The following is a 13322-nucleotide window of genomic DNA, read 5'->3' on the forward strand; positions in this document are numbered from 1 at the left end:
CGGGGCCCATCGCCGGAAGAGACCAGCTGCGAGGAGGAAGTCGGACAGCAACCAATTACGCGAGTCGTATTGCGATCTCAACGGGTAGCGTCTACTCTGAGACCAGACCTGGTAAGTCTTGGTTCCTCAGTGATGGGGGACCGAAATGAATTCCGAGCCGCTAACTCGGTTTTCACGTGAGCCCCGCCTCTGGCGGGGTTTTTGCGTTTCGGGCCTACTGTTCAGTTGTCACAAGTACGGATCGAGCCCCTCCTACTCGTTGTGCAGGCCAACGCTGGCATCCACGTCGATGACAGCGAGCAAGGGGTGCGTCGAGATAGGGGCCCACACGGGTGTCCCCCCTTCCCTTGACCCATCGTGGTCGAACTATACAGCGAAAGCAATCAGTGAACGCTGATTGTTCAGGTGCGTGAGTCGCGCCTGACTATAGGTGCGGGAGGGTGCACTGTGGTTTGTGATGAAACTGTGCTTGCGTCATACCGGGATATTGGCATGCGAATACGCGGTCTGACCGCAGCGACACGCGGTCAGACCGCGTCGTGAAGATGCGGTCGCTCTATTTGGCCGTCAGCTGGCCAAGCGGTCCTCAGGCTCGACAGCGGTCGGCAACGCACCCTTGGCCATGAGCAGAGCAGCGGTGCGCAGGAATGCAGCGGGCTTGAGGCCGGCGAGTTGGGCGGCCTCCCTGATGACTTTGCCTTCGTCATCGTTGAGGCGCACGTCGATCTTGTCGCCTCGCTGGCGGGTCTCCGAGCCCGACGATGAGCGGCGGCGTGTGGCTGCTGCGGTGGTCATTCGTCGCTCCGATCCCGGTTTCCAGTATCTACAATCCAGTTACTAGTTTCTAGATTCTAGAAAGTGGATACTGGAAGACGTGGATGCGACACGCGTTAGCGAACTGCTTTTCGGCCGTAAGTGCCGGCTAGCGGTCGCGGCGTGGGTGCTCAACAATCCCAAGGATCGGTTCTTCCAGTCAGAGCCACGCGGAATCGAACATGCGTCACCGACGAATATCCGCGACGAGCTGGCTCGACTGGTCGAGCTTGGCATGCTCGACATTGAACGTCCCGACGACTCGCGCCGGATCTACTACGTCCGCACCACCAGCCCGCTATGGGACATCATCGCGGCCGCGCTGCAGGCAATCGACTCCGACTGGCTCTGAGGCTCTCGGCACCACGGCCCCCTTGCGCGCAGTGAACCGATGCAGCACACTGGGCAATGAGTGAACACTAGTTGCGCAGCCGTTTGGAGGGTTCCGGTGTCGGGAAACGAAATCTCACTTGATCAAGATCAGGCCGCAGCCGCTGCTGCTCAGTGGCGCGAGTACGCCGATCAGGTCGAAACCCATGGACGTAGCCGCCACGTCCCACCAGAGATGTTGCGCAGCATGCTCGGCGATGTCTACGACGACTACATCCAGTCCAAGCAGAGCGAGTACAGCGCTCGCGAGAGCGCGTATGCCCGGGTTGCCGCGCAGACACGCTCGCACGCTGACAAGCTCGACAACACCAACCGCATCCTTACCGAGGGCGACGAAAATGCCGCGGCCAGTTTTGGCGCTCTGATCGATTGACCTTCGATGGTCAAATAGAAGAAGCGTTTGGGGGACACGGTGATCCAGGTTGATGACGACGGTTTGGCCCGCGACGGCGCTGGCCTGTGCTCGTCGGCGCAGCCAGGACCTTCGGGCGTTTCCTGTGCTCCTGCGGCCGAGGACGCGACCTCCGTCGCGATGGCGGGCCTGCTCAACGGATGGAACGCAACGGTGTCTGCATTGCTCGACCATGCTGCGAAGCACCGAGAGATCGGTGGTATCGCGGTAGCAGGCTCGGGACGCACGATCGCCGCTGCGGATGAAGAGAATGCCGCGGCCATCCGGTCCGTCGTCGGCGGTGCCAGTGCGCCCGCACCGAGCGCCAGTGCGCCAGCCGACGTTCCGATGATCGCGCCGCCGTCGTTGCCGGCCCTGCCCTTCCTGCCGGGTGCTCCGCCACCGATGACAGGTGAGCAGATCGCGCAGTACGTGCACGGTGGTCCGGGTGCCGACAGCGTGCGCAACCTGGCCAGTTCGTGGCGTTCGTCTGTAGCACCTGCAGTGAGCAAGACCGCTGACGAGACCTACCGATATGCCGCCGAAGTTGATCAGCATTGGGAGGACGACGGACGCCAGCAGGCGGGAGCCAACGTGTTTGAACACGCTGAATGGCTGTCTTCACCGATGCATGATCACGTCATCGCCTTAGCCGATCGCGCCGACGAGTACGCCTCGCACATCGATGAGTTGCGCAACGCGACCCCCACACCCGAGGAGTTCAGCGAGCTGCGCAACCAGGTGAACAACGGGATGGCCATTTATCGGGCCAGTAACGGTTTGAATGCCGCTCCGCTGGTCGCTGCCACGGCGAAGTTGGCCGAGAAACAAGGCCAGGCCATCGATGCCTACACCACCTACACCGCGGCTGCCTCCACAACCGCGGGGTCGGCACCTACACCGCCGCCGCCGGCACCGGCGATTGTTCGGGGCGGGCCGATCCAGAGCATGCATTCGTCGAAGTCCCCGGGGGCACCGAAAGATCCGAAGGACGACAAGGTCGCCAGTTCGGCCGGCACGGAGGACGGCCCAGGCGCTGGCGGAAAGGATCCGCTTTCTGATGTGGCGGGCAAGGCTGTCGCATCGGATGCTGCTGTCCCGCCGGGCACGCCCGAAGGCGTGGCCGCTGCAGCTACACCCACCACGGCGCCGGGTATGGCAGCCAATGTGGCAGGCACGATCGTTGGGGCGATCACCGGGACTGCCAGCCAACTCGCCGGGGGGCTCCCGGGCTCTGGCGGCGGCTCCATGCTTCCGAACGCGCTGTCTGGACTGTCGTCCGCATTGCCCGCCATGACTGGCGGTATGCCGCAGTCGGGATCCCCGTCGATGCCCTCGGATATGGGTGCTGGCGGTGGATCGCCCAGTGATGATCTCGGGCTCGACGATTTCGGCACTGGTGGGACCACTCCAGCCTCCAGCGGCGGCCCAGGCGGCGGGGGCGGCGCGCCGGTCTCTGGCGCTGGGCCAGCCGTCGGCTACGCCAGCCCGGTGAGTGCTGCACCTGCACCGCCTATCAGCGCGGCCTCAACACCAGGGGTTGCGACGGGCTCGGCCGGTGGCCCGATGGGAGGGATGTTCCCGCCCATGATGGGCGGCTTGGGCGGCGACGGGGCAGCGGCAGAACGCAATAAGGACAACGATCGCCGGGTGGTGTTGCGTCCGGCAGCCAACAGCGAGCCAGTTTTCGGCGCGGTGGAGCGGAAGCGGTCAACCCGGCGAGCATCGTCGGCGGCCTCAGAGAAGGGGAACAATGACAACAACGACTGATGCGCGGCTGCAAGCCCTCGATGACATGCTCGACGCGGTGTACGAATGGCAGGAAAAGGCTGACGCTTTCATCGCGACCGGTGACGACGACGATCCTGTGATCGCCACCCACGATTCGCGTGGGAAGTTGCTCGAGCTTTATGTGCGGCCCGGGCTGTTGCATGAGCTCACTGTCGATGAGCTCGATGAGGAGATCAACGCCGCGATCGCGAAGAACGCAGCTAGGGCCCACGCCGGCCTAATGAGAATCTCTGAGGAGTTCTTGTCGAAATGGACCGACATCCCTAAGCATCTTGCCCAACACCCTGTCGCTGTTCGAATGGCCGACGCGTTGGCGGCTGCGACGGGTTCGCAGTCTCAGCCGCGGCAGACAGGACGGGCATAGCCCTATGCCTGCCGTGGCACATTCCTCATCGGGATCGGGTGACTACGTCAAGATCGAACCCGAAAGTTTCGCAGCCTCTGTTGCGGTCACCGCCAGTCGCACAGCAGCAGCCGCAGCCGAGGGCGGCAGCGGGGTTGTTTGCGATGCTGCATCAGCTGCAGCGAACGTCGCTGCCGATCGAATCTCCGGTGCGATCACGGCCGCTACTGCGCCATGGGGCGCTGATGGGACCGCCTTCTTCGCTGCCCTCGCCGCAGGCGGTGCCAAGCATGAGTCGGCAAGCACAGTAACGACAGCAGAGTTAACTACACAGGATGCTGAGTCGGCAGGGCAGATTAGATCAGTGACCGTCTGATCGGTGTGAGCGCCCAGAATAACTGCAGGCCAAGGAGGCAGTTCCGGCATAGACTGACATTCACAAGCAGGGGAGGATCTGAAAGTGACTTCTACACCAGCAATGGCGTCGGTGACGACGAGCTACGGGCCTGCCTACGCGCCGCCCGCGCAGGTGCCCTACGGCTCAGCGCCGGCATACGGCGCTGGCGGTGCCCCGACTCCGCAGCCGACGCCCCCACCTCCTTCCCCTGGCGGGTCCCCTGATGGCGGTAAGCGCAAGACCATCGGCCGAATCGCGATGTTGGTCGCAGCGATTCTGATTGCCGGACTCGTTGGCGGCATCTTGGGTGCAGTGATCGTCAGCCGCACCTCAACGAACCCTGCACCTGTAGATCAGCCAGTCACGCCGACGTATTCAGCGAGCACGATTCAGGCACAGAACATTCAGCTATGCACGGCCTACGCCACCATCAACAGCTCAATGCCCAGCCCTGCCGAGAATGGCATGCAGGTCCTTCCAGGAGCGAACGGCTTACGACTCGCACTAAATGAGAACCCGGCGGCATCACCCGAGATTCGGTCAGCTATCTCTGATGTCATCGGTCAGTTTGACGCCATGATCGCAGCCTTTGGGAAGGTGCGTACTCGCGGCTTGGCAGAGCCTCCGCACTACGACTCCGAACGCGCGCAACAGATTTCAGACCGCGCGTGGGACGTCTGCCAGCTCGGATAGGTGAAGAACTGTGCCATCGATACCTTCGATGCCAGTCCCGGAGGCTGACGAAACATACCCGCGGCCGGCCGGCGAGGCCGCACAAGCCCTCGTCTGGGCGCAGTGGCCAAACTTGACTGACGGCCACTTCAAGGCGCTCATAGCGCAGCAACAGAAATACGCCGACCTCTGCAGCGACCACACCGATGCGACGATGCGCGATGCACAAACCCAGGCCGACCTCCTTGTTGGAGAGGCCGGCGATGCCAATCAACAGCTTCTGCTGAAGATGGCCACCCACGCCGCTGACGGCAAGGCCCACTTCGAATCCAAAGTCTCGGCAGCCAAGCAATATTGGGCCATCACCAACGGAGTGAAGATCGACCTGACCCGTATCGCCGATGCCGCGCAGAAAGAGTGGGACACCGCAAAAACAGTGCCGGGCGGAACCGCAGTCGTAACGGCAACCTACGCGCCAGAAGTCGAAACCATCATCGACGGCGCACTCACCGACATCGCCAAGGTCCCTGCCCCCACGCCGCTTCCAGCGCCCCCCACCGGCAACGGCTCCAATGTCGACGCCCTCGACAACAAGACGAAGAAGAAGGAAGGCGACGGCGACAAGGAGCACGAGAAAGCCGACTCCAAGAAGAAGATGGCCAAACCTTCGGACGAGAACGACCATCATCTTCCCGGCAGCGATAAGCCCTACGTCAATACCGAGAACCCCGGCGCCTCGGCCGATGGACAGCCGGGGGCTACTCAGCTACCCGATTCGGCCGGGGATAATGCTGGCTCTGTACCGGGAGTCGACGCGCGGCCGACGATGCCGACAATTGGGGACACTGGGCAACCTGCACGCCAGCTTCCCTCCATGCCAAGCCTTCCGGCGTCGCCGCTAGGAAGTAGCTCAGGTTCGAGTGGTGGGCCTGGTTCTGGGCTTGGCGGATTGGGCTCGGGTGGCAACAGTTTGGCTTCGGCGTTCAAGCCGCCTGCGACCCCTTCTTTCCCAGCGTCGAGTGTAGGTACGTCGCCGGCCTCGGCTTTTCCGAAGGTGCCTCCTCCGGATAGTTTTGTGTCGGGTTTGTCGAACGCGGGGAGTAGTTTTCAGTCCGGGGTTGCGTCGGGTATGGGCGCGTCTGGTGCGGTGCCTTCGTCTCAGTATGCTCAGCCGCTCGCTCCTATGCCCGTGCAGCAGCCTGTTGTGGCTTCGCCGAGCGGGTTTTCTGGTCCTGCGGGCGCTGGGGCGATCAGTGCGGCTGATGGCGGTTCGGTTGCTGGTGGCGGCACGCATGGTGCGCCGGTCGGTGGTGGCACACCGATGGGTGGGGGTGGGATGATGCCGCCTCCTGCGGCGGCCGGTGGCCAGCCGTTGGCGCCGTATAGTCCGCCCGCTTCTTCTGCACCGGGTGGTGCGCCGGTTTCTAGTGGTCCGGCGTCGACGGCGGGTGCCGCGCCGGCGGCCCCGGCTGCCGCGCCAGGTGGCGCGGGTAGTCCGGCGGTTGTTGCGGGGAATTCGAGCTCGGCGGCCGCAGGGGCGACGCTTGCCTCGACGACGGAGGCTAATCCGGATATTGCGATGGCCACGCGGGTTCTTGCGGGGCTGGTGCGTGGTTCTCAGCCTGTTGGGGAGGTGTTGCAGAGTCCGGTGTCGTGGGCTGTGGCGGTGTTGCGTACGCCTACTGGTCCGCAGACAGTTGTGGCTAGCAGTGTGGGTGGGGGCGGGTATGTTCCGGTCACGGTGTTTTTGCCTGTGACTGTTCGGTTGGCGGTGGTTGATTCGGCGTTGCCCATCGGGTGGGCTGGCGAGTGGATGGGCTCGCAGCAGCCGTCGGCTATCTTGGCGGCGCATTTTGAGCGGTTGTCGGAAGTGGTTAGCGGGGTTCGCGTTTCAGCGATCGTCACGTCGGAGATGTGGCCCAAGCGCCCTCGGTGCGGTGGGGATTTCGTCGCGGTTCGGCAGATCGATATTTTGCAGGCCCTGGCGGAGCCTCCTGTACTTGATGCGGGGCATCAGCATCGTTTGGCGGCGACGGATTTGGCTTTGACTTCTCGGTTGGCGAGCTTGGGGCGCAGTTTTACTCCCGATGTCGCGCAGCGGGCGACTGCGGAGTTGGCGGTGCGCTTGACGGAGTCGGTGTTGCGTGCGGCGTCGGAGCCAGATGAGACGGGGCAGCGACTTTGTGGGCCCGCAGAAGAGAAGCTGTGGCAGGCAATTCGGTCGAACACGATCGGTGAGTCTGACTGGGGCGCGTGGGCCAGCGGTTTGGATACGGCCGTGCAGGTGCCCGAGATGCACGCGCCGCGCGACCCGGGCTCGTCGGCCGAATCGGTGAACGCGCGGATGTGGTATCGGCATTATTACCGGGCGGGCCGTGTGGCTGAGTTGTTGAGCTGTTGGGATTCCCGCCGGCCGTCGATGGGCGTGTGGGATGTGGCGTATTGCGGCGTCGCGGCGGGGTTCGGGTCTGAGGTGGCCTCGGCGGTGGCCGAGGTTGAGCATGAGCAGCGCATGCGCCAGTCGTAGTCGAGTTTGTGTGTGTCGGGGAATTTCTGCAGGTGGGCGGTGAGGTGCTTTGTGCACTCACCGCCCGATTGCTTCATATCTGTTCACGTATGACTTATGGTGTGTAATATACGCAATAGGCGCGTGGAGGTGCGTCAAGGAAGGGGCCGAGCGTGACTGTTGCAGGTTCAGACGAAACCGATGTTCCTGCCACGAAGGTGGTTGCCACGGCGGTGTCGGCAAAGCGCACCCTGATGGCCGAGGTTGACCAGAACGGATTCGTGGTTGGGATTCGGGTTCTCAGTGATGCTGTGCGGCAGTGGGATTCGTGGACGCTGGGCGAGAATGCGGTGGCTGTCGCTGCGGTGGCGCGGGATCGGTACTTGGCGAACCAGCCTCACAACGAAGCCACCTATCCGACTCATCAGTCCGTCGCGGCCGACGAGCGTCGGCTCAAGTTCTAGAAAGGGTCGCTGTAGATGACTGAGTGGAGCCTGATCAGCGATGTGGTGAGCCGGGTGGTCGGCGGCGTCACGCTCGGACCGGCGGGGGCGATTTTCAATCCGATCGGTATGGGTGTCAAGGGCATTGAGGGAATGCTTGGCGGTGGTGATCACCCGGCCGAGCGGACGTATGCAGGCGGCGGGGGCCGCTTCGGCGGGGGTGAGCCAAATGCTGCGCCAGCAGCCGGGCAGGCACCGCCGGCGCCCGCGGAACAGCCAGAACCGCCCAATACCGAGCAGAACAGCGGTGCTGCGGCGACAGCGGCCTCGGCCGATGCTGCCGAGTTGGACAAGCTGATGAAGCAGCTCGCTGAGCTCGACAAGAAGGCTGCAGCCACCGTTGATGCCGTGCACGCCTCCGGAGAGGCGAGCAAGCAGGCACTGCAGGATGTGGCTCGCGATGTCGACGCGAAAATCAAGGAGCTGGGCCCTCGGTTGAACACTGGCGAGGGGCAGCAGGAGCTGCGCGACTATCTCAAGGAACGACTGTCTTCGGCCAAGCAGGTGATCGAAAAGCAGATTGCTGATGCCGAGGCCAAGGCCCGAGAGACCCAAGAGCTCGCAAACCGCTATGCGGAGATCGGCGGCGGGGGAGAAGGGACCGGCGAGGGCGGTAACGGCGGGGGCAACGGTGGCGCCGGTAGCGGTGGTACTCCGGTTGAGACCACGCCGGCGTCGACGCCATCAGCCGTCCCGGCAGGCAACCAGGCTCCGACCGGAGCATCGCCGTTCGGCTCGGGGATGATGCCTGCCGGCATGCCCATGTCTATGCCGTCGCTGCCGTCGTTTGGTGGGGGTGGGATGCCCGGGATGGGTGGCTTCGGTGATCCGCTGTCGGCGTTGAGCGGCCTGGGTGGGAATCCGGCTGGCGGCGAGACTCCTCAGTTGCAGGATCAGCAAACTGGCGCCGGTGATGACGGCAAGGCCGCCAGCGATGGTGTGCAGTTGCACGACAACCAATCTGACCATGGCGGTTCGGGCAGTGACGACCATGGCGGGTCAGATGGAAAATCCGAGTCGGGCGACGGTCAGGACCAGGGAACGCATCCGGCGGGTGATCAGGGTGCTGCTGGCGGTGATCACGCGGCCGGTGGTGGTGCCGGTGCGCATACACCTGGCGGCTCTGGCACACAGGTTGAGTATGTCGACGACAAGGGAAATGAAGTGAAGACAGATGCTCGCACCGAGCAGGCGGCCGCTGCAGTACGGGCCCATATGAATGGCGCGAGTGTGGCCGAGAGCTACGCAGATCAGAAGATCGATCTGCCGCCGCCCGGGAGCCCGATCACTGACCCGAAGATGATGGTTCCGCCCAACATGCTCAAGGCCGGGGATGTCGGTGTGTTCAAGGACCATCTGGTGATGGCGTTGGGCAACAACAAGGTGTATGTGTCCGGGCAGGTGCAACCGCTGGACAGCATCAGCTCCGGCCCTGATTTCCTGGCCTGGATCGATCCGACCGCCGGCGCACAGAACGGTGGTCATGCGCCGGCAACTGCACCTGCGAATCCGAACGTGACCTAGGCCGCGCCATGATGAGGCCGCCACGTGATGACGCAGCTCCCGACCTCAACAGGTCGGTGGGCGCTGCCGCCGCAGCTCGAACAGGTTGGTAGCCCATGAGTTTGGAGGGGTTTGTGCGGGCGTCGGGGGCGGTGATGGGCTCGGCGCGGGAGGCTTTCGGTCCTGGTGGCGCAGCGGTTCCGGCGCGCGGCGGGGTGGGTGTGTTGCCGGGCGGGCCCGCGGCCTCGGGTGCAGCCGCTGACGGGTTCGACGACGAGACCCGCCAGGTCGGTGCTCACGTGAGTGCGTTGAGTGAGCACGACGCGGCCAGTGACGCCGATCTGGCTCAGGCAGTCGCTGCGGCCGGTGTGGGGCGTGAGCGTATGGATTCAGTCATCGCCGCGGCGGTCGGTGACGTCGAGCGACTGGGCATGTCGACCAACACTTATGCGGGTCAGCGTGCGTTGGTCGATGCGATCACTCGGCGGCTGGAGGAGTCGAAGTCGACTCTGCAGCAATCGCATTCAGATGCCACTACTCGCGCGGCCAGCGCCGACACCACGGCTGCGGGCTATAACGGCATCGGCACTCAGACAACGCCGGCGTCGATGCTGGGCGCGGGCGGTATGCCTGCGGGGGCACCGTCGATGCCGATGCTGCCGTCGATGCCGATGCCCTCGGGGATGGGCATGCCCATGATGGGCGGCGGCCTTCCCCTGGCACCCCTAACCAACCTGGCCAGCATGCTCGGCGGAGGGACATCGTCGGCACTAGCCGGCGCGGGAAGCATTCCCGAAAGCGCAGTGAAGACTGCGGCCACCGCGGTTCCTGCCGGCGCATTGGGCCCGGGCAGAGGGTCTGAAAAGGGACTGCAGCGGTACACGGTTCTGATGAACAGGGCTGTCTCGGCAGCGTTTCCAGAGATCACCGATATCGGTGGTGTACGGGCGGATTCATTGAAGTGGCACCCGCAGGGATTGGCCTTGGATTTCATGATTCCCAACCCCACCAGCCCAGGCGGTGTGGCATTGGGCAACCGGGTCGTGGATTTCATCTTGAAGCACAACGACAAGTTTCATGTCGACCACGTCATCTGGCGGCAAATGATGTATGGCACAGACGGTTCCGTTCGCAAGATGGAAGACCGCGGCGGCATGACCGCCAACCACTACGACCACGTTCATGCGGCGACGCAAGGTGGCGGGTATCCAACAGGGGGAGAGGTGTACAGCTTGTGATCGCGTTTCAAGAGATGTTGCGGCCCAGCGGTCGCGACGGTTGCGGCAAGGTGGGCTAGGTCATGCCACTCAATTATGCGTCCATGGAGCAGGTTTCAGGCTGGCGCTTTCTGTGGCATCGGCTGTCGGTGGCGGTCGGACGCTGGAATGTGCGGCTGATTCACGACCCGTCTAAGAACTCCCAAGCCGCCTACCTCGTCGGGTTTGTCGCTGCTGGACTTGTGCTTGCACTGTGCTTTGTGTTGGCCTGGATTCGGCCTGTCGGCCAGATCGGCACGTCAACCATTCTGATAGACCGGGCCACTGGGGCACGCTGGGTCAAGGTGGGCGGGGTGATGCATCCGGCGTTGAATCTGGCCTCGGCCCGCCTCATTGTCGGCCAGGCTGAGGCACCAAAGATGGTGCCGATGGGCGAGATCCGCAAGAGTCCGATTGGGCCGGCCGTGGGCATCATGGGTGCACCTGACGACCTGTCGGTGCGCACACCGGCCCAGACCGGGTGGACATTGTGTGATCGACTGGGCTCTACCGGCTCTCAGGTGATACCGAAGGTGACTATCGTGGCGGGACCGCCGACGTTGGGTGACTGGTCGCAGATGATGCGCTCGCCGCAGGCGGTGCTGATGACGTATGCCGGTGACGTGTATGTGGTCACTGACGGACATCGTTCGAAGATTGACTTGGCCGATAAACCGGTGACCTTAGCGCTGGGCTTGCCAGTGGGCGATCTTCACCCCGCTCCCATGTCCCGTGCGATGTATGAGGCGTTGCCGCCGACGGCACCCCTGCGGGTTCCGGAGGTGCCCAACCCTGGCGGCCCAGTAGCCTTCGCGACGGCGAAGCTGCCGTTGGTGTCGGGCAGCGTGGTGCGTGTCCAAGACGCCTCCGGTAGCGATGAGTTTTTCATCGCAATACCCGCTGGGATGCAGCGGGTTCCGGCCACTGTGGCCACAATGATGCTTAACGCCGGCATGGGCAATGGTGGACAGGTGCTGACTGCCAGCGCCACCGAGATTGCTTCTCTGCCGCAGGCCACCGGATTCGATGTGTCCATCTACCCGGCAACCCACCTTGAACTGTTGGACAAGGCCGCCGAACCGGTGACGTGCGTGTCGTGGCGCAAAGGTAGCGGTGAGCCGCAGGCGCAGGTGAGCACGATCTCGGGTCGTCGCCTTCCCATTCCGGTGCAGGACGACAAACGGCTGATCTCGCTGGTGACCGGTGGCGAGAACGTGGCAGACGCGGTCTATATCGGAAGCGATGCAGCCAACTTCGTGCAGGTAACGGGTGTCGAAGACGATTCGCCGCGACGCGAAAGCATGTGGTTCATCACCGACACAGGTGTGCGCTTCGGGGTGTCTGCGACAGGCAACAACGATACTGACACCCGTAAGGCGTTGGGATTGACTGAGGCTCCGCAACCGGCCCCGTGGGCGGTTGTCCGCTGGCTTCCGGCAGGACCGGTGTTGTCCAAAGAAGCCGCGATGGTCGAGCACGACACATTCGCCAAGGATCCTATGGCTGCGCCGTTACCTGCGCCCCCGACTGGAGATCAGCCATGACGAAAATCGGCCATCGAGTCCAGTCGACCCCCGCGCCGTCCTTGGACCCCAAGACCATCACCGTCGACAACCCGCTGTCCTATGAACGGGTGCCGCAGTCACGCGTTCCTACCTGGGTGTGGGTTCTTCTGTTCGTCGGCGCCGCGGTGGCGCTGATGGTTCTGCTATACAAAAGTGGCGCAAAGCAACTCAGTATGGGTGGATTCATCATCTTTCCGATCATGGTCATATCCATGATCGCGATGCTGCGCAACCGCGCCGGGGGCGCCGATAAGTCGAAACGGCCCGCAGCGCTCAATCAGCGGCGTGCTGACTACCAGCGCAAGCTCGATGCCTTACGGTCGGGGCTTCATGCCGACGCCTGGGAACAGGCCCGTGAAATCGCTTACCACCATCCCGACCCGCGTAGTGGATCGTTGACAACATTGGTGGGCAGTGGGCGAATGTTTGAGAGAGCGCCCGACCGGCACAATTTCGGGCACGTTCGCATCGGCCTGGGCCTGACCCGGATCAACACCATCATCACCCCACCGGACAACGTGCCACCAGAAGAGAGTCGCGAATCCGTCACGGCGATAGCAGCACGAGATTTTCTGCTGTCGCAGAACGTGATTCACGATGTTCCTCGGCCCCTGCACTTGTGGGACGAGGCTGGCTGGTCACTGTTTTGGGAAGGCCAGGACCAACGCGACATCGTGCAAGGCTGGCTTCGGGCACTGGTCTCGCAGCTGTGCGTTTTCCACAGCCCCGCAACTGCCGACGCAGCTGACCCCGATGCGGCTGGCGGCATACGGCTAGCGATCATCACCGACGACCCCCAGGCGTGGGAAGCGGCCAAATGGTTGCCGCACACCGCAGATCCCGAGCTGGTCGACGCCTCGGGGCCCGTCAGACTGATCTTCAACGATGTGGCCAGCTTCATGAATCGGTTTGGCGAGGACCTCAGCGAACGTCAACCGTGGAGGTTGCGGACAGAGGGCTCCGAGGAGCCCACAAGCTGGCTGGTGGTCGTGGTCGACTACCCGGACGCCAGCTGCACGCCAATTCTGGGTGACAGAGGAAAGTTCGGGGTAGCGGTGATCGAAGCAACCGGCGACGAGAACAGCATTCTGGCCAATCCCCAGTCGGCGTTTTTCCTCGACGATTCGGGCAATCTTCTCCGCGCAGCCAAGGAGGTCCACTGACATGGTGCAAGTATCAACCAAAGCGCGAG

At 63.4% G+C, this 13322-nt stretch carries 12 protein-coding genes; 11 read left to right on the top strand and 1 reads right to left on the bottom strand.

The features are described 5' to 3' along the window. Window positions 1-567 precede the first annotated feature (567 nt). Window positions 568-795, bottom strand: a complete 228-nt coding sequence (locus A5779_RS08580; protein WP_064880849.1) for a plasmid mobilization protein — start codon at window positions 793-795, stop codon at window positions 568-570. 79 nt (window positions 796-874) lie between these two features. Between A5779_RS08580 and A5779_RS08585 the strand changes: the two genes are divergently transcribed. From A5779_RS08585 to A5779_RS08640, 11 genes are all read left to right on the top strand, one after another. Continuing rightward, the gene (locus A5779_RS08585; RefSeq protein ID WP_064880851.1) at window positions 875-1165 is read left to right on the top strand and encodes a hypothetical protein; all 291 of its coding nucleotides are present in this window, start codon (window positions 875-877) and stop codon (window positions 1163-1165) included. A 96-nt stretch (window positions 1166-1261) separates the two neighbouring features. Further along, complete coding sequence (locus tag A5779_RS33810; RefSeq protein ID WP_131811611.1) at window positions 1262-1576, top strand: hypothetical protein; 315 nt, start codon at window positions 1262-1264, stop codon at window positions 1574-1576. A 39-nt stretch (window positions 1577-1615) separates the two neighbouring features. Next, entirely contained in the window at window positions 1616-3364 is a 1749-nt protein-coding gene (locus A5779_RS08595; RefSeq protein WP_131811612.1) for a PPE domain-containing protein, read from the top strand. Then, window positions 3348-3749 (top strand): hypothetical protein, encoded by a 402-nt coding sequence (locus A5779_RS08600; RefSeq protein WP_064880857.1) that lies wholly within the window; start codon window positions 3348-3350, stop codon window positions 3747-3749. The genes A5779_RS08595 and A5779_RS08600 overlap by 17 nt, the downstream gene beginning before the upstream one ends. Before the next feature lie 634 nt (window positions 3750-4383). Beyond that, entirely contained in the window at window positions 4384-4818 is a 435-nt protein-coding gene (locus A5779_RS08605) for a hypothetical protein (RefSeq protein ID WP_064880859.1), read from the top strand. A 28-nt stretch (window positions 4819-4846) separates the two neighbouring features. Further along, window positions 4847-7324 carry an EspK C-terminal domain-containing protein gene (locus A5779_RS33815; RefSeq protein WP_131811613.1) on the top strand — a complete coding sequence of 826 codons (2478 nt, stop codon included), beginning with the start codon at window positions 4847-4849 and terminating at the stop codon, window positions 7322-7324. A 152-nt stretch (window positions 7325-7476) separates the two neighbouring features. Beyond that, complete coding sequence (locus tag A5779_RS08620; protein ID WP_064880865.1) at window positions 7477-7767, top strand: hypothetical protein; 291 nt, start codon at window positions 7477-7479, stop codon at window positions 7765-7767. 15 nt (window positions 7768-7782) lie between these two features. Beyond that, window positions 7783-9330 (top strand): DUF4226 domain-containing protein, encoded by a 1548-nt coding sequence (locus A5779_RS08625; RefSeq protein WP_064880868.1) that lies wholly within the window; start codon window positions 7783-7785, stop codon window positions 9328-9330. Between the two features lie 95 nt (window positions 9331-9425). Further along, on the top strand, window positions 9426-10547 hold the full coding sequence (locus A5779_RS33485; RefSeq protein WP_110777032.1) for a VldE C-terminal domain-containing protein: 1122 nt from the start codon (window positions 9426-9428) through the stop codon (window positions 10545-10547). Window positions 10548-10609: 62 nt separating this feature from the next. Then, on the top strand, window positions 10610-12109 hold the full coding sequence (gene eccB, locus A5779_RS08635; RefSeq protein WP_064880869.1) for a type VII secretion protein EccB: 1500 nt from the start codon (window positions 10610-10612) through the stop codon (window positions 12107-12109). Continuing rightward, window positions 12106-13293, top strand: coding sequence for a hypothetical protein (locus A5779_RS08640; RefSeq protein WP_064880871.1), 1188 nt, complete (start codon window positions 12106-12108; stop codon window positions 13291-13293). The genes eccB and A5779_RS08640 overlap by 4 nt, the downstream gene beginning before the upstream one ends. Window positions 13294-13322 lie beyond the last annotated feature (29 nt).

The organism is Mycolicibacterium peregrinum, assembly GCF_001665625.1.
GTDB lineage: Bacteria > Actinomycetota > Actinomycetes > Mycobacteriales > Mycobacteriaceae > Mycobacterium > Mycobacterium peregrinum_B.